Origin of the sequence: Paraburkholderia pallida (assembly GCF_004524855.1) — a bacterium.
GTDB lineage: Bacteria > Pseudomonadota > Gammaproteobacteria > Burkholderiales > Burkholderiaceae > Paraburkholderia > Paraburkholderia oxyphila.
In genome coordinates this window covers 1,770,303-1,785,638 of sequence record NZ_CP038149.1, presented here as the reverse complement: position 1 = coordinate 1,785,638, position 15,336 = coordinate 1,770,303, and the positions used below count along the sequence as shown (strand labels likewise).

Annotated in this window: 14 protein-coding genes; 4 read left to right on the top strand and 10 right to left on the bottom strand. The window is 67.0% G+C overall.

The genetic code is table 11. The annotated features are described in order from the left end of the window. Positions 1 to 123: 123 nt before the first annotated feature. The gene (locus tag E1956_RS23095) at positions 124 to 1,422 is read left to right on the top strand and encodes an MFS transporter (protein WP_134753257.1); all 1,299 of its coding nucleotides are present in this window, start codon (positions 124 to 126) and stop codon (positions 1,420 to 1,422) included. 52 nt (positions 1,423 to 1,474) lie between these two features. On the opposite strand, the gene E1956_RS23090 is transcribed toward E1956_RS23095, so the two are convergent. Next, positions 1,475 to 2,401, bottom strand: coding sequence for a DMT family transporter (locus tag E1956_RS23090; RefSeq protein ID WP_134753255.1), 927 nt, complete (start codon positions 2,399 to 2,401; stop codon positions 1,475 to 1,477). Positions 2,402 to 2,509: 108 nt separating this feature from the next. Here E1956_RS23090 and E1956_RS23085 point away from each other — a divergent pair, with 108 nt between their 5' ends. Further along, the gene (locus tag E1956_RS23085; RefSeq protein ID WP_134753253.1) at positions 2,510 to 3,379 is read left to right on the top strand and encodes a LysR substrate-binding domain-containing protein; all 870 of its coding nucleotides are present in this window, start codon (positions 2,510 to 2,512) and stop codon (positions 3,377 to 3,379) included. A gap of 12 nt (positions 3,380 to 3,391) precedes the next feature. On the opposite strand, the gene E1956_RS23080 is transcribed toward E1956_RS23085, so the two are convergent. The 6 genes from E1956_RS23080 to E1956_RS23055 all read right to left on the bottom strand — a co-directional run bounded on the left by E1956_RS23080 (position 3,392) and on the right by E1956_RS23055 (position 11,287). Beyond that, positions 3,392 to 4,441, bottom strand: a complete 1,050-nt coding sequence (locus E1956_RS23080) for an ABC transporter ATP-binding protein (RefSeq protein WP_134753251.1) — start codon at positions 4,439 to 4,441, stop codon at positions 3,392 to 3,394. Positions 4,442 to 4,474: 33 nt separating this feature from the next. Beyond that, a complete protein-coding gene (locus tag E1956_RS23075; RefSeq protein WP_134754779.1) occupies positions 4,475 to 6,109 on the bottom strand; it encodes an ABC transporter permease in 1,635 nt (544 codons plus the stop codon). A gap of 55 nt (positions 6,110 to 6,164) precedes the next feature. Beyond that, positions 6,165 to 7,178 carry an iron ABC transporter substrate-binding protein gene (locus E1956_RS23070; RefSeq protein ID WP_134753249.1) on the bottom strand — a complete coding sequence of 338 codons (1,014 nt, stop codon included), beginning with the start codon at positions 7,176 to 7,178 and terminating at the stop codon, positions 6,165 to 6,167. Between the two features lie 83 nt (positions 7,179 to 7,261). Continuing rightward, positions 7,262 to 8,578, bottom strand: coding sequence for an iron uptake transporter deferrochelatase/peroxidase subunit (gene efeB / locus E1956_RS23065; protein WP_134753247.1), 1,317 nt, complete (start codon positions 8,576 to 8,578; stop codon positions 7,262 to 7,264). 1 nt (position 8,579) lies between these two features. Beyond that, a complete protein-coding gene (locus E1956_RS23060; protein WP_232071557.1) occupies positions 8,580 to 9,740 on the bottom strand; it encodes an NHL repeat-containing protein in 1,161 nt (386 codons plus the stop codon). Positions 9,741 to 9,835: 95 nt separating this feature from the next. Continuing rightward, complete coding sequence (locus E1956_RS23055; RefSeq protein ID WP_418789269.1) at positions 9,836 to 11,287, bottom strand: carbohydrate porin; 1,452 nt, start codon at positions 11,285 to 11,287, stop codon at positions 9,836 to 9,838. A 358-nt stretch (positions 11,288 to 11,645) separates the two neighbouring features. Here E1956_RS23055 and E1956_RS23050 point away from each other — a divergent pair, with 358 nt between their 5' ends. After that, the gene (locus E1956_RS23050) at positions 11,646 to 12,488 is read left to right on the top strand and encodes an arylamine N-acetyltransferase family protein (RefSeq protein ID WP_134753243.1); all 843 of its coding nucleotides are present in this window, start codon (positions 11,646 to 11,648) and stop codon (positions 12,486 to 12,488) included. Positions 12,489 to 12,542: 54 nt separating this feature from the next. Further along, entirely contained in the window at positions 12,543 to 13,232 is a 690-nt protein-coding gene (locus E1956_RS23045; RefSeq protein ID WP_134753241.1) for a methyltransferase family protein, read from the top strand. 28 nt (positions 13,233 to 13,260) lie between these two features. Here E1956_RS23045 and E1956_RS23040 read toward each other — a convergent pair whose 3' ends face one another. The 3 genes from E1956_RS23040 to cydB all read right to left on the bottom strand — a co-directional run bounded on the left by E1956_RS23040 (position 13,261) and on the right by cydB (position 15,291). Next, entirely contained in the window at positions 13,261 to 14,037 is a 777-nt protein-coding gene (locus tag E1956_RS23040; protein WP_134753239.1) for a hypothetical protein, read from the bottom strand. Between the two features lie 92 nt (positions 14,038 to 14,129). Beyond that, positions 14,130 to 14,312: a hypothetical protein gene (locus E1956_RS23035; protein WP_134753237.1), complete on the bottom strand. Its 183-nt coding sequence runs from the start codon at positions 14,310 to 14,312 to the stop codon at positions 14,130 to 14,132. Next, on the bottom strand, positions 14,287 to 15,291 hold the full coding sequence (gene cydB, locus E1956_RS23030) for a cytochrome d ubiquinol oxidase subunit II (protein WP_134753234.1): 1,005 nt from the start codon (positions 15,289 to 15,291) through the stop codon (positions 14,287 to 14,289). The genes E1956_RS23035 and cydB overlap by 26 nt, the downstream gene beginning before the upstream one ends. Positions 15,292 to 15,336: the final 45 nt, after the last annotated feature.

Below are 15,336 nucleotides of genomic sequence, written 5' to 3'. Positions count from 1 at the left end.
GTATGCCCGCGAGTGTTTTGAAGGATCGAAAGGGAGCTTGAGACAGCCGGCGCAAGCCCGGTTCGCGTGCTGGCCCGTGTGGCGCCGCTCTGGCGCACTCGGGATCACAGAAGAGAGGAGCATATGAATTCGATCACCGGGGCCGCGCAGCGCGCCCAGAAGACGCCGCTCAACCGCTCGCAGATCGCAGGTTTCTGGGGCGCCTGGGCGGGCTGGACGCTCGACGGCATGGACTCGTTCATCTACGCGCTCGTGCTCACGCCGGCGCTCACCGAGCTGCTGCCACGCTCGGGCTACGCGGCGACGCCCGCGAACATCGGCCTCGCGGGCTCGATCCTGTTCGCGCTTTTTCTGGTGGGGTGGGGCCTCTCGTTCATCTGGGGGCCGATGGCGGACCGCTTCGGCCGCACGCGCGTGCTGGCGGGCACGATCTTCATGTTCGCGATCTTCACGGGGCTCTCGGCCACCGCGCAGAGTGTCTGGGCACTCGGCTTCTACCGCTTTCTGGCGGGCGTGGGCATCGGCGGCGAATGGGCGCTCGCGGGCACCTACGTCGCGGAGTCGTGGCCCGAGGATCGCCGCAAGATGGGGGCGGGTTATTTGCAGACCGGCTACTACGCGGGCTTCTTCATTGCGGCGGCGCTCAACTACACGGTGGGCGTGCACTTCGGCTGGCGCGCGATGTTCCTCACGGGCGCGATTCCGGTGGTGGTCGCCATTCTCGTGCTAACGCGCGTGGAAGAGCCGGCCACATGGCAACGCTCCGAGGCGAGCCACGTGCACCGTGGCCACCCGCTGCGCGAGATCTTCGGCAGTGCTTATCGCCGTCGCACCGTGGTGGCGTGCGCGCTGTTGACGATCGCGATCATCGGCCTGTGGGCGGGCGCCGTCTATGAGCCTTCCGCCGTGATCCAGCTCGCGACCCGCGCGGGCGCGAACAAGGCCGAGGCCATCCGCACCGCATCGATCGCGACCGGCATCCTTTCCATCGGCACGATACTCGGCTGCCTCGCGCTGCCGCCCATGGCCGAGCGCATCGGGCGCAAATGGACGCTCGCGGTCTATTTCGCCGGCATGGCCGTCACGATTGCGGCGAGCTTCGGCTGGGCCTACTACCTCGAGAACGGGCTCGTGCCGTTCATTGCGATCCTGTTCGTGCTGGGCTTTTTCGGCGGCAACTTCGCGCTCTTCAGCCTGTGGCTGCCCGAGCAGTTCGAAACGCGCGTGCGGGCCACGGCGTTTGCGTTCTGCACCTCGTTCGGGCGCTTCGTGGGGGCGGGCGTGAACTTCCTGCTGGGCGCTGCCGTGCTGCGTATGCACACGCTGGGCGTGCCGGTCGCGCTCACGGCGCTCGCGTTCGTGCTCGGCCTGCTGATCATTCCGTTCGCACCGGAGACCAAAGGCGAAACGCTGCCTTCGTAAGGCGTGTTTCGAGTCGTCCCTTCACCACTTCGACCGCCTTGGGCGGCGCGCCCTAGCGCCGCCTGAGCGCGAGGCCCATCGGCAAGAGGCGCCAGCCGAGATTCACGCCGAGGCTCGCCGTCACGATCAGCACCATGCCCGCGAGCTGCGGCACGCTCAGTGCGCGGCCGTAGACGATGGCGTCGACGGCGATGGCCGTGAGCGGATAGATGAACAGCAGCACGGCGATCACAGGCGTGGTGAGCCTGGGCAACGCGCCATAGATCAGCACATACGACAGCCCCGTGTGCAGCACGCCCATGCCGACGAGCCAGCCCCATTGCGCGGGCGCGATATGCGCGAATTCGAGCGGCGCGACGAACGGGGCGATGAGCGGCAGGCAGATCGTGCCCACCGCGCATTGCGTGAGCGTGAGCAGATGCGGGCGGAGCTCGCGCAGGCTCTTCGCGATCAGCGTGACGCTCGCATAGAGCACGGAGCCGCCCAACGCTTCGGCCAGACCGATCAGATAGCGCGGATGGTCCGCTACATGGCTTTCGGCGAGCACGCCCGAGGCGAGCACGAGGCCCACGAAGGCAATCGCGATCCAGCCGAGCCGGTCGGCGCCCAGCCGCTCGTGAAAGAGCGCCGCGCCCATCAGCACGACCCAGAATGGCTGCACATGAAACACCACTGTCGCGACTGCGATGCTCGTGCGATGAATCGAATCGAAGAAGCCCACCCACTGCGTGACCATCAGCACGCCCGAGATGAACGCGAGCGCGAACGTGCGGCGCGTGAACTGGCCTCGGGTGAGCCAACCCTTCCACGCGCAATAGCCGGCGAGCGCGAGCATGCCGAAGAAGCAGCGGAAGAACACGAGCGTGAGCGCGCCCAGGTGCGCCTCTTCGACGAAGATGCCGATCGTGCCCATCAGGAGCCCGCCGCCCGCGAGCATGACGACGCCCTCGCGGCGGCCGGCGTGGAGTTCGGATTGCATGGCCGGAGTAGATAGAAAGCGTGTTGAAATCCGGCTCAGTATTCGTCAGTTGCGGGGTAGCGGCAAACGAATTAAATTGAAGAATTCCATCAACGCGGCTTATGAATCATGAATCCCGAGTTCGACCTCGACCTGTTGCGCACTTTCGCGGCCGTCGCGGACGCGGGCAGCTTCACGAAGGCGGCCGTGACCGTGCATCGTTCGCAGGCGGCCGTGAGCATGCAGATCAAGCGGCTCGAGCAGATGCTCGGCACCACGCTGTTCACGCGCGACACGCGCAATCTCGCGCTCACGCGGCCCGGCAATACGCTGCTGGAATATGCGCGGCGCGCGCTCGATCTGCAGGAAGAGGCCTGGTCGGCGCTGGTGCGGCCCGAGGTGACGGGGCGCGTGGTGCTGGGCGCGCCCGACGACTACATGGCCGCGCTGCTGTCCCCGGTGCTCAGGCGCTTTTCGACGCTCTATCCGCATGTGGAGATCGAGATCGTGTGCGCGCAGAGCGTGGCGCTCGGGCCGATGCTGGCGGACAACAAGATCGACGTTGCCTTCGTCACGCGCGACAAGAAGCTGCGCGGAGAATACGTGCGCAGCGAGGACATGGTGTGGGTGGGTTCGCCCGACGATCCGGCGCCGCTCTCGATGTCGCCGTTGCCGGTGGGCCTCTATGAACATGGGAGCGTGGCGCGCGCGCATACGGTGGCGGCGCTCGATGCGGCGCGCATTCGCTATCGCGCGGCCTATAGCAGCGCGAGCCTGCTGGGGCTGATGGCGACCGTGGAGGCGGGCATCGCGGTGGTGGCACTCACGCGCTGCAGCGTGCCGGCGCGCTTCGAAATTCTCGGCGAGGCGCAGGGACTGCCGAAGATCGAGCCGCTCGACATCATCGTTGCGCGCAGCGTGAAGTCGAACCGGCCGACCTGCGATTACTTCGTACAGCAGATGGTGCAGGATCTCTCGGTGCGGCGTCAGCGGCCGTAACCGGCGCGCTTTTTATCGAGGATAAACGCTGACTTCGCCACCCACGGCAATGCGCACGCGCTCACCGGGGCGTGGGGTGCGATAGCCCGGCACGCGGGCGCGCAGCGTCGTGGGCGTGCCGGAGAGCTCGAGCGTGAGCGCCGCATCCTGCCCCTGGAAGGTGACCTCGCGCACGAGTGCATCGAGGGCGCCGTCGTGTGCCGTGAGTTGGGGCAGCACGTCGATTTGCTCGGGGCGCAGCATCACGTCGACTTCGCCGTCCTCGGACCGAATGCCTTCGGCCAGCGGCAGCCTGCCGAGCACGCAATGTGCCTCGCCGCCCGCGACGCGCCCAGGCAGCAGTACCGCTTCGCCCACGAAGGCCGCAAGCTCGCGCGTGACGGGGCGGCGGTAGAGCGTCTGCGGCGGCGCCGTCTGCACGAGACGCCCGCGCCACAGCACGGCCACTTCATGGCCGAGCGAGAGCGCTTCGGCCTGGTCGTGCGTGACCAGCACGGCGGTTGCGCCGGCGGCCGCGAGCGCGCGCGCCACGGCCTCGCGCGTTTCCACGCGCAGCGCCGCGTCGAGCGACGAGAACGGCTCGTCGAGCATCACGAGCCCCGGCGACGGCGCCAGTGCGCGCGCGAGCGCCACGCGCTGCTGTTGCCCGCCCGAGAGTTGCTGAGGCGCGCGATTTGCATAGGACTGCGGCAAGCCCACGAGCTCCAGCAGTTCCGCCACGCGATGCTGCGCGCGGCGCTGCGTGCGTGGTAGTCCGAACACGATGTTCTCGGCCACGCTCAGGTGCGGAAACAGCGCGCCTTCCTGCGGCACGTAGCCGATCTGCCGCTGCTCCGCAGGCAAATGCAGCGACTCGCCGGTCACGCGTTTGCCGCCGATCTCGATCGTGCCGCTGTCGGCGCGCTCGAAGCCGCATAGCAGGCGCAGCAGCGTGGTCTTGCCGCTGCCCGAGGGGCCGAGCAGCGCGACCAGCGTGCCCGAGTTCACCGTGAGGTGGACGTCGTGCAGCACGGGGTGGCCGTCGAAGGACTTGGAGAGGCCGGCAATGCGTAGTGTGCTCATGGACGTAACGGGCAGAACGTAGGGGCGAAGCAATCAGGATGCGTCAGCGGGCGGCGCTTCGTCGGCGGACGCGGGCAACGGTCCGGACGCGTGCGCGGCGAGCGCCGACTTGCCCGCGAACGCGAACAGCAGCCCCGAGGCCGCGAGCGAGAGCGCGGTGAGCAGCGCTGCATAGGGCGCGGCGGCGGCGAACGCGAGCGTCGAGGTATCGGACCAGACCTGGGTGGCGAGCGTTTGCGTGCCGATCGGCGCGAGCAGCAGCGTCGCGTTCAGCTCGGTCACGACCGAGATGAACACCATCGAGGCGGCCGCGCCAAGGCCCGGCCCCGCGAGCGGCAGCACGACGCGGCGCAGCGTGGCGAACCAGCCGAGGCCGAGCGAGCGCGCGGTTTCTTCGAGCCGCTGCTGCGCCTGCAGCAAGGCCGCGCGCACGCTCACGAGTGCGAGCGGCAGGAACAGGATCGCGTAGGCGACGATCAGGAGCGTGGTGCCCTGGTAGAGCGGCTCGAGCGCGCGCACGGCGAGCGAGACGATGGCAAGCGCGATGACGAGGCCCGGCACGCCCTGCGCGATGAACGCGGTGCGCTCGAGAAAGGTGGCTGCGCGGCTCGGGAAGCGCGCGAGCAGATACGCGAGCGGCAACGCGAGCAGCGCGGTGACGACGGCCGCAATGAGCCCGAGCCGCAGCGACGCCAACGTGGTCGAGAACAGCAGTTCGGGCGAGACTTCGGCGGGCGTGATCGCGGCGGCGCCGGGCTGCGTGAGCCAATAGCCGATCATCCCGAGCGGCACGCCGAGCGTGCCCACGTTGAGCGCGACGAAGCCCGCCGCAACGGGCCAGCGCCAGCGGCCGAGCGCGTGGCGCACGCCCGCGCGTCGCGTGCCGCGATCGATGCGCTCGTAGCGCGCGCGTCCGCGCACGCGGAACTCGAATGCGAGGCACACGAGACACAGCACGATCAGGACGCAGGCAAGCAGCGATGCGCCGCCGCTATCGAAGCTCGTGCGGTATTCCGCGTAGATTTCGGTGGTGAAGGTGCGAAAGCGCAGCAGCGTGAACGCGCCGAATTCGGAGAGCACGCCCAGCGCGACCAGCAGCATCGAGCCGAGCAGGGCGGGGCGCAATTGCGGCAGCACCACGCGCACGAAGGTGGTCCAGCGGTTGCAGCCGAGCGCGCGCGCGCATTCTTCGAGCGCGGGATCGAGCCCGCGCAGCGCGGCGGCCACGGGCAGGTACACCAGAGGGAAATAGGCGGTCGTGATGACGATGAGCGCGCCCAGAAAGTCCTGCAGATCGAGGCTCAGCGAGACCCACGCATAGCTCGTGATGAACGCCGGCATCGCCAGCGGCGCGGCGGCAAGCAAGGCCCACAGGCGGCGCCCCGGCACGTCGGTGCGCTCGACGAACCAGGCGAGCGCGGTGCCGAGCACCGCCGAGGCGAGCGTCGCGCTCACGGTGATGCTCAGCGTGTTGACGAGCAACTCGCCAACGAGCGGCCTGAACAGGAGCTCGGCCGCATCGGCAAAGCCGAACGAGAGCGCGCGCCAGAACGTCAGCGCGAGCGGCAACAGCACGAGCACAGGGCCGAGTGCCGCGGCCAGGAATAGCGCGCGTGGCGCCCGGCGGCGCGCGGGCTTGCTCGCTGCGTCGTCCGGGCTTTGCGGCATGGCTTGCGCCGAAGTTACGGCTTCACTCACAATTTACTCAGACATCCTCTGCAAATTACAGCAAGCCTGCCTGGCGCAGCAGACGGCCTGCCTGGCTGTCGTCGCCGAGCTGCTGGATCGTCAGCGCGGGCGGCTTCAGTTGATCGAACGGCTTGTTGATCGGCTCGCCCGCCACACCCGGGCGCAGCGGATATTCGAAACTGATATGACCTTGCGCCATCAACTTCTGTGCGCGCTCGCTCACGAGGTAGGCGAGGAACTTCTGCGCGCCGTCCGGGTTGTGCGCGGACTTCGTCACCGCCGCGCCGGACACGTTCACGAGTGCGCCCACGTCGCCGTCGGCGAATTGCGCGACTGCGCTGCGCGTGCCCTTGTCGCCGATCTCCGCGTGCAGGCGGTCCCAATAGTAGTTGTTGATGATACCCGTCGCCACGGCGCCGCGGTTCACGGCGGCCACCACGCCTTCGTCGTCGTCGAAGATCTGTGCGTTGTCCTTCAGGCCCTTGAGCCACGCGAGCGTCGCGGCTTCGCCCTTCACGGCGAGCACGGCGTCCACGAGCGGCAGGAAGTCGGCGTCGCTCGGCGCAATGCCGACCTTGCCCTTCCACTCGGGCTTGGCGAGATCGAAGATCGATTGCGGCAGTTGCGAGGGCTGCACCTTCGTCGTGTTATAGGCGAGCACGTCCTGGCGCGCGGTCACGGCAACCCACTGGCCGGCCGGCGAGTTGTAGCGGGCGGGCACTTGCGTGAGCGTCGCGTTCTCGACCGGTGCGAGCAGGCCCTTCTCTTCGAGCAGCATCAGCTCGGGCGAGTTTTCGGTGAAGTAGACGTCGGCGGGCGTCTTCGCGCCTTCGGCCACGAGCTGCGCGGCCAGCGCCGGGCCTTCGCCGCTGCGGATCTTCACGTCGATGCCGGTCTGCTTCTCGAAGTCCTTCGCGAGCTGGTTCACCACCTGTTCGTGCTGGGCGCTGTAGAGCGTGATCGAAGCGGCGTGCGCGGCGAGCGGCAGGGCGCCTGTGAGCGCCATGGCAACGGCAACGGCGCGTGCACGGAAAAACGTCTTGTTCATGATCTGTCTTTGTCCGTTCTTGTCGATTGAATCCGGATTCAATCTGGATTCAATCGGGTTTGATTCTTGAAGGAGGCCTTTTTTCAGGCCTCGAACAGTTCGGCGCCGATGAACGAGCCCGGCTTCGCACCCGGCGGGCACGCGAAAACGGCGCTGCCCACGTGGGTGGTGAACTGGTTCATCATGTCGAACTTCGCGAGCTTCTCGTTGATCGGAATGAAGCCCGTGCGCGGGTCGCCCTGATGCGCAACGAAGATGAGACCCGCATCATATTCGGTTTCCTGGCGCCACGGCGGCCAGCGCTCGATATAAAAGTTCGTGCTGTCGTTGTACGAGTACGAACGGCGCAGGATCTGCGCGCCGTTGTTCGAGGCGCGGTTCGAGAGACGCACGTGCGAGTTATCGGGGATCAGCGGATTGCCGTCCTTGTCCTGAGCGTCCAGATCGACCGCATCGAACTCCTTGTCCTTGCCGATGGGCGCGCCGCTGTACTTGCGGCGGCCGAACACCTGCTCCTGAAAGCCCAGCTGCATCTGGTCCCAGTGCTCGAGTGTGATGCGGATGCGGCGCACCACCGTATAGGTGCCGCCCTGCATCCAGGGCGCGTCGGCGGCGGTGGCCCAGACGAACTGGTTCATCGCCGCGGCGTCCTTGGTAGGCGGATTGTTGGTGCCGTCCTTGAAGCCCATCAGGTTGCGCGGCGTTTGCCCGCGCGGGCCCGAGAGGAAGCCGGCCTGGCCCCAGCGCATGCGCAGCACGCCGTAGCCCTGGCGCGCGAGCTGGCGCACCGCGTGGAAGGCCACTTGCGCGTCGTTCGCGCAGGCCTGCACGTAGAGGTCGCCGCCGGTCTTCTCGGCGATCAGCTGGTCGCCGTTGAAGCGCGGCAGATCGACGAGCGCGGCAGGACGCCGATGCGCGAGGCCGTAGCGGTCCTTGCCTTCCGACGTGAAGAGGCCCGGGCCGAAGCCGAACGTCACCGTGAGGCCTGCCGGCCCGAGTCCGAGCACGTCGCCCGAATCCGGCGCGGGATGGTCGTCGCTCACGCCGTCGAGCGCCACCGCGCTCTGGCCTTGCGTCATGCGCGCGGCGGACTCGGTCCACTGGCGCAGCAGCTTGATCACATCGTCGCGCGAGGCGGTCGTGAGGTCGAACGCCGCCACATAGGTGTGCGCCTGTTGCGGCGTGACGATGCCGCCCTGGTGCTCGCCGTAGAACGGCTCGACGGCGCTCATCGGATCGGCGGCCAGCGCGTGGCCCTTGGCTTGCGCGGCCTGCGCGAGGCCCGGTGCCGCAAGGCCCGCGCCCAGCGAGGCGCCGGCCGCCACCGCGGCGCCGCCTGCCTTCAGGAAACCGCGCCGCGCGGGACGCGCCGGGCAGTTTTGGGAATCATCGGAGGACATGTTATTTCGCCAGCACGAGAGTGTTCACGTCGTCTTCGACGTAGTAAAAGCCGTCGCCCGCCGGAGTGAGCGCGATGCCGAAGAGGTCGCCGTTGCCCGGCGGCGTCTGCGCCTTGTCGGTATCGATCCAGCGTGCGTAAAGCTGCTTGCCCGTCGCCGGGTCGATTTCGACGACCTGGCCGTTGAGCGCGTTGGTGACGAGCAGATGGTTCTGGGGCGTCGCGATCATCGCGAGCGGGCGGTGCAGCAGGCCGTCGGCGGTGAGCTGGCGGCCCACGCCTGCGCTCGTGTCGCGCGTGAGCGGGTCTTCGATCACGTTGATGCGGTTGCCGATCGCATCCGACACGTAGAGCAGCTTGTTGTCGGGCGAGAGCGCGAGGCCGGTCGGGCCAACGAGGAACACGCCCTTGTCCGCCTGCGCGCCGAAGCCGCTTGCCACTACCGTCTCGCTCTTCACGACCGGCGCCTGGCCGCTCGGAATGTCGAGGTCGAGGCGCAGCACCGTGGCCTGCTTGAACACGGGCGGATCGCCGTCCGCGCCGCCCACGCCGAAGCCCGCGTTGCTCACGAACAGCGTGGCGTGGTCGCCGTTGTCGAGCACGGCCATGTTGCCCCACGGGTCGTTGATGTTCGGCGTGCTGATGGCCTTGGCGATCTTGCCGTTGCTGTCGAGCACGATCAGGCAGCCCGCGCCCTTGGTGTTGGTCGTGCCGTCGTTGCTCGGCGTGCTGCCGACGATCACCCAGCCCGACTTCAGCATCGTCATCGCGGTGGAGAGGCCCACGCCGCCCGGACACTCCTTGAGGTCGCGCGGAATGGTCGCGAACAGCGACATCTGCTTCGTGTCGGGGTGATAGTCGACGATGGTGCTGCCGGTGCCCTGCAGGTTCGCGGCGTTGTTGAAGTTGTCGACCAGCACGTCGCCTTGCTTCACGGTCCCGGCGCTCACCGGCGCGACGTAGATCGCGTACGGGTTCTGGTCGCCGTTGTCGGGCACCGTGTTGATGAGCGTGGTGTGATGGTGGACGGTTTCGAGCAGGCCCGACTGGTCCGCGTGCGCCGCGAGCGGCGCGCCGCCCAGGAGGGCAGCGGCGCCGAGCGCGAGCGCCGCGCGGGCGCCATGGGCCGAGCACAGCAGAAGCTTGCGCGTGGCGTGGTTCATCGTATTTCTCCGTGCCTCACCCGCGCTGCGCATGAGCGGTGCGGCTTCGTTCGCCAGCGTGCGTGAGGACTTGGGGTTGAACATGATGCTAAGGATCAGAACGTAATGTTGGTGCGCACGCCCACCACGAAGGTGTTGCGCAGCGGCTGAGTCGGGTCGCTCGGGTTCTGGCCGGCGCCCGCGTTGAAGGTGTACTGCGCGTCGGCCTGCAACTGCCACCACGGATTGACCTGGTACTGGTAGGTCGCCTCCAGCGTGGTTTCCTGCGTGCGCACGCCGTACGGCCCCGTGTTGAAGGTGCGGTAGTCCATGTCGAGGTCGTGCACGTAGTTGCCGACCTTGATATAGGTGAGCGCGAGACCGACGCTGTCGTTGTCGCGGCCCTTGAAGGGCGCCTTCATCACGATGCCGGCGTTGGCGGAGAGGTCGACGAGATTGCGGTCGCCCGGCGCGCCCATCACGCGCGCGAACACGCCGATGCTGCGCGGCCCGTCGGGGTCGGGGCGCCACACCATCTGATCGGCCACGGCGTAGATGCTGTAGTCGCCGTGATGCTGAGCCGGGATGCCGGTCGTGGCCGGATTGTTGAGCGAGAGGCCGGTGTTGTCGTAGCGCTGGTCGGCGAACGACTCGTTGTTGTACCAGAAGCCGAGCTTGTAGGTGCCGGGCAGCTTGCGGCTCGTATCCGCGCTCACGAGCTCGCCTTCGGACGGCTGGTTGATCGCGTACTGCAACTCGCCGATCACCATCGTGCCGTTGTGCAAGTTGAAGTTCGTGCCGCTCAGGTTGTTAGGATTGTTGCCGAGCGGGTCGCCGTCGAACACGCCCAGCAGGCCCGTGAGCGAAGGCGTGATCTGGCCGCGCAGGCGCACGCCGAGACCCGCGAGCGGGTAGGCGGGGCCGCCCGAAGGCATGTCGTACGAGGGCAGCCCGGGCCAGCCGAACATCGTGTTCACGAAGAGCGCGGCGTACTGGCTCGTGATGAATTCCTGGTCGAGGCTCTGCTGACCGATCTTCACGTCGACTTTCTTGTCGAGGAACGACTGCTGGTACCACATTTCCCACAGGCGCGTGGTGTCCTGCGCTTCGATGCCGCTCGCCGTGTTCAGCGTGCCCAGGTTCAGTGCGCTCAGATTGGAGCCGTGAATCTGCAGTGCGCTGATGTTGAAGAGGCCGCCAGGAATGCCGAGCGCCTTGCTCGTGTCCACCTGGACCGTTGCCGTGGTCAGGCCGTCATAGGTGCCGCCGCGGTTGAGGCCGCCGCGCAGGTTCGCGAGATATTCGCTCGTTTCGGTCAGCTGAAAGGTCACGCCATATTTGCCGAGCCAGGGACGCAGGCCGCCCATGTCGCCGAGCAGGTTCTGGCGGCTCCAGATGCCTGTCCAGAAGTCACCCGGCTGCGCCTTGATCGCGAGATCGGCTTCGGGCGCTTCGGGGGCGGCATCGGGGTTGGCGCTCGATTGTGCGTGCGCGCTGCTACACACGAATGCAGCGCAGGCGGCCCACATCGCGAGTCCACGCACGGCGGGGGCGCGTCGTCCAGACATACGGACTGACCGGTTGAATTTCATCGCATTCCTTACTTTTTGCTTTCTTTGTGGCCGGATCGAATCGGCGTGCCCTTATGCGTCTGTGTGCGCGATACGCAAGCGGCTTGTGTTATTTGCCTCCAGGACGGCGCAATCGTACGCATCGTGAATACGATCGTCAACACAAATGAGAATGATTATCAAAACAATTACTTGCCGTAAGCACGGATATTACTAATACCTGTCTATACCGATGCCAATTATTACAATCAGTCAGTTTCGACGTTATCTGGTATGAAGAAAGAACTCGAATATCATCGATGCATCAGGCCGCCTTCCGGGTCTCTTCGATTCTTTCGAACAGCGAGTCGCCTCCATGACCGACCTCGATTTCCGTTTTGATCTCGATCGTTATTTCGCGCGCATCGGTTACGACGGCGAGCGCAAAGCATCGCTCGACGTGCTGCGTGCGCTGCATCGCCTGCATCCGCGCGCAATTGCTTTCGAGAACCTCGATCCGTTTGCGGGGCGGCGCGTGTCGGTGGCGCCGCCCGACGTGTTCGACAAGCTCGTGGCGTCACGGCGCGGTGGCTACTGCTTCGAGCACAACACGGTGCTCGCGCACGCGCTCATGCAACTGGGCTTTCGCATCGAGCCGCTGGCCGCACGCGTGCTGTTCGGCCGCCCGGCCGGCACGATCACGCCGCGCACGCACATGCTGCTGCGCGTGCACGTGGACGGCGCGGCCTGGCTCGCCGATGTCGGTTTTGGCAGCGCGTCACTGTGCGCGCCGCTCTTGTTCGCCGAGCGCGGCGCGCAAGCGACGCTGCTCGAGCCCGCGCGGCTCACGCCGCTCGGCGAGCGCGAGTGGAAGCTCGAGCAGTACGACGGCAATGCATGGATCGATGTCTATCGCTTCGACGACGCGCCCGCGCAGTGGGTCGATTACGAAGTGGCGAACTGGTACACGTCGGCGGCGCCGCAATCGTTCTTCACGGAAAACCTGATCGCCTGTATCGCGCGCGAAGACAGTCGCGCGATCCTCTTCAACGACCGCTATGCGGAGCGCGATGCCACGGGCCAGCAGGCGACGGAGCATTTAATCGGGAGTGCAGAGGAACTCGCGCGCTGCCTGAACGAGCGCTTCGGCATCGATACGGCGGGCTTCGACATGGATGCGCTGTTTGCGCGGGTGCAAGGGCGAGGCGCGAGTCGCTGAAGCAGGGGGTGAGGCATGGCGCAAGATGCGCCTTGCATGGGACCGGAGGACACGATGGACAAGCTGCTCGTCAAGCGTCTGTTCACGCAGACGTTCATCTGGCTGGTGTTTCAAGGCGCGCTGCTGTTCATCTCCGCGGGCACGCTCGCATGGACCGCCGCGTGGCTCTGGCTGCTCGAATTTGCCGTGACCAGTGGCTGGATCGGCCTGTGGCTCGCGCGCACCGATCCGGGCCTGCTCGCCGAGCGTCTTGCGCCCTTCGCACAGCGCACGCAGGCAGGCTGGGACCGCGTGTTCATGATGGCGGTCTCGGTGGGCTGGTGCGCGTGGCTGTGCCTGATCGGCATCGACGCCGTGCGCCATCACTGGTCGTTCGTGCCGTTCTGGCTGAACGTATGCGGCGCGGTGGCGATCTTCCTCTGCATCTATGCCATGCGTGCCGTCTTCGCAGCCAATCGCTACGCTGCGCCTGTCGTGAAGATCCAGAGCGAGCGCGGCCACGCGGTGAGCGACAGCGGTCCGTATGCCTACGTGCGCCATCCCATGTATGCGTTCGCGATCCTGCTGCTCGCGGGCACCCCGCTCATGCTCGGGTCATGGTGGGGCCTCGCGTGCGTGCCGTTCATGGTGGCGGCAATCGGCTGGCGCGCCGTGCGGGAAGAGCGCGTGCTAGCCGCCGAGCTGCAAGGCTACCGCGCGTATATGGAGCGGGTGAAGTACCGGTTCGTGCCCGGCGTCTGGTGAGCGCCGGGCACGCGAGTATCGGCGATGCTCAGCGGGAACGCGTGGCCTGCGCGCCGCCGCTTGCCAGCTCGTTCGCATAGCGCCGATAAAGCCAGGCGAGCGCCGCGCTCGTGAGCATCGCGAAGACGATGTTGACGACGCTTTGCCCGATGGCGAGCGCGGTGAACCACGCGGGCGTTTGCACGGTGTCGGGCGTGACACCGGCGATGCCGAGGCCGAGCAGCGCGAGCACGCCGCAAACGAGCAGCGGCAGCGCCGTGACGCACGAGACGCCCAGCAGGCTCCAGAAGTGTCCGCGGCTGTCCCGCCACGCGGCGCCGAGCGCAAAGCGCCCGCCGATGGCGAGCGACGGATAGAGCAGGCTGAGCCGGACGCCGATGAACACCCAGATCACGCCGATGATCAGCGAAAGAAAGGCCACGCCGCCTTCGTGGCGCGGGCGCAGCACCAGCCAGAGGGCGGCCGCGATGCCCACCAGCGCGAGCATCATGACGAGGCCCAGCCCCACGATGCGCGCAAGCGGCTTCGCGCCGGCCGCCATGAGCGGCGTCGTGCGTTCGTCGAGCAGCACGAAGCGGTAGATCTTCACCGTGAACCAGATATAGACGAACGCGTTCAGTAACGAGGCCAGGTTGGCGGCGAGGACGAGGCCGGCGGAAGGCAGTTCGCCTTCGCCCGGCACGGGCCGCCCGGCCAGCACGAGCCAGCCGAGCACGGCGTAGGCCACGAAGGTGACGAACACGAGCGCCGGCATGCGCGTGAGCGCTTCCCCGGCGCTTTTCCACGCGCGTTTCACGCATTCCATAAAGGTCATCTGCTGCATGGTTTTTATCGCAGGAGTTACAGACGGCCTACAGTCTAACGCGGAGCGGGCAACGCATTGCGTGGAAGCGCGCGTTATTTGACGGCGAAGAGCGTGAGGTTCATGAAGACCTTGAACGCGAAGCCGAGCGAGACTGCCGCGCCCACGCCGGCGCACCAGAGCAGCACGAACCAGAGCCAGCCCGGCAGCGTGCGCTTTGCGCGCGAGGCGGGTGCACCGGCGGCGCCGGGCTTAGTGGTAGTGATGGGTGTCGCCATGACGGAGCTTGCCTCGGAAGACCCAGTAGCTCATCGCCGTGTACGCGACGATGATGGGCAGGATGAACGACGCGCCAACCAGCGTGAACGTCTGGCTCTCGCGCGGCGCGGCGGCTTGCCAGAGCGTGAGCTGCTGCGGGATCGCATAGGGCCACAGGCTCACGAGCAGCCCCACGTAGCCGAGCAGCACGAGCGCGAGCGCGGCGGCGAACGGCGTCTTGTGATGGCGCGATTGCACGGCCCAGCGCATCCACACGGCGCACGCGAGCACGAGCAGCGGCACCGGCGCGAGCCGCCAGAACAGACCCGAGCCGAACCAGCGTTGCGCGATGAGCGGGTCTTGCAGCGGCGTCCACACGCTCACGAGCGCGATGAAGCCGAGCAGCATCACCGTGAGCGGCCACACGAGCTTGTGCAGGCGGCGCTGCAGGTCGCCTTCGGTCTTGGCGATGAGCCAGCAGCTGCCGAGCAGCGCATAGGTCGCCACGAGCCCGAAGCCCGAGAGCAGGGAAAACGGCGTGAGCCAGCCGAAGGCGTCGCCGGCAAAGCGCCCGTCGGCCATCGGAATGCCTTGCAGGAAGGCGCCCAGCGCGATGCCCTGGAAGAACGCCGCGCCCGTCGACCCGCCGATGAACGCGAGATCCCACAGATGCTTCGTGCGGTTGGCCTTCACGCGGATCTCGAAGGCCACGCCACGGAAGATCAGGCACACGAGCATGAATACGAGCGGCAGATAGAGCGCCGAGAGCACCGTCGAATAGACGATGGGGAACACGGCGAAGAGCCCCGCGCCGCCCAGCACGAGCCAGGTCTCGTTGCCGTCCCAGACCGGCGCGACCGTGTTCATCATGAGATCGCGCTCTTCTTCGTCGGGGAAGAGCGGGAACACGATGCCGATGCCCAGATCGAAGCCGTCCAGCACGACGTAGAGTAAAAGGCCGAGCGCGATGATCGCGGCCCAGATGACGGTGACGTCCATGTTTGCGTTGCCTCGTTTCGAATGCGGTTCGTGCGGGTTTTTGCG

Coding starts and splice junctions, on each gene's coding strand:
- E1956_RS23085 (WP_134753253.1), top strand. CDS start 2,510: ATGAATCCCGAGTTCGACCTCGACCTGTTGCGCACTTTCGCGGCCGTC.
- cydB (WP_134753234.1), bottom strand. CDS start 15,291: ATGGACGTCACCGTCATCTGGGCCGCGATCATCGCGCTCGGCCTTTTA.
- E1956_RS23075 (WP_134754779.1), bottom strand. CDS start 6,109: ATGCCGCAAAGCCCGGACGACGCAGCGAGCAAGCCCGCGCGCCGCCGG.
- efeB (WP_134753247.1), bottom strand. CDS start 8,578: ATGTCCTCCGATGATTCCCAAAACTGCCCGGCGCGTCCCGCGCGGCGC.
- E1956_RS23035 (WP_134753237.1), bottom strand. CDS start 14,312: ATGGCGACACCCATCACTACCACTAAGCCCGGCGCCGCCGGTGCACCC.
- E1956_RS23040 (WP_134753239.1), bottom strand. CDS start 14,037: ATGGAATGCGTGAAACGCGCGTGGAAAAGCGCCGGGGAAGCGCTCACG.
- E1956_RS23055 (WP_418789269.1), bottom strand. CDS start 11,287: ATGTCTGGACGACGCGCCCCCGCCGTGCGTGGACTCGCGATGTGGGCC.
- E1956_RS23095 (WP_134753257.1), top strand. CDS start 124: ATGAATTCGATCACCGGGGCCGCGCAGCGCGCCCAGAAGACGCCGCTC.
- E1956_RS23090 (WP_134753255.1), bottom strand. CDS start 2,401: ATGCAATCCGAACTCCACGCCGGCCGCCGCGAGGGCGTCGTCATGCTC.
- E1956_RS23080 (WP_134753251.1), bottom strand. CDS start 4,441: ATGAGCACACTACGCATTGCCGGCCTCTCCAAGTCCTTCGACGGCCAC.
- E1956_RS23050 (WP_134753243.1), top strand. CDS start 11,646: ATGACCGACCTCGATTTCCGTTTTGATCTCGATCGTTATTTCGCGCGC.
- E1956_RS23045 (WP_134753241.1), top strand. CDS start 12,543: ATGGACAAGCTGCTCGTCAAGCGTCTGTTCACGCAGACGTTCATCTGG.
- E1956_RS23070 (WP_134753249.1), bottom strand. CDS start 7,178: ATGAACAAGACGTTTTTCCGTGCACGCGCCGTTGCCGTTGCCATGGCG.
- E1956_RS23060 (WP_232071557.1), bottom strand. CDS start 9,740: ATGAACCACGCCACGCGCAAGCTTCTGCTGTGCTCGGCCCATGGCGCC.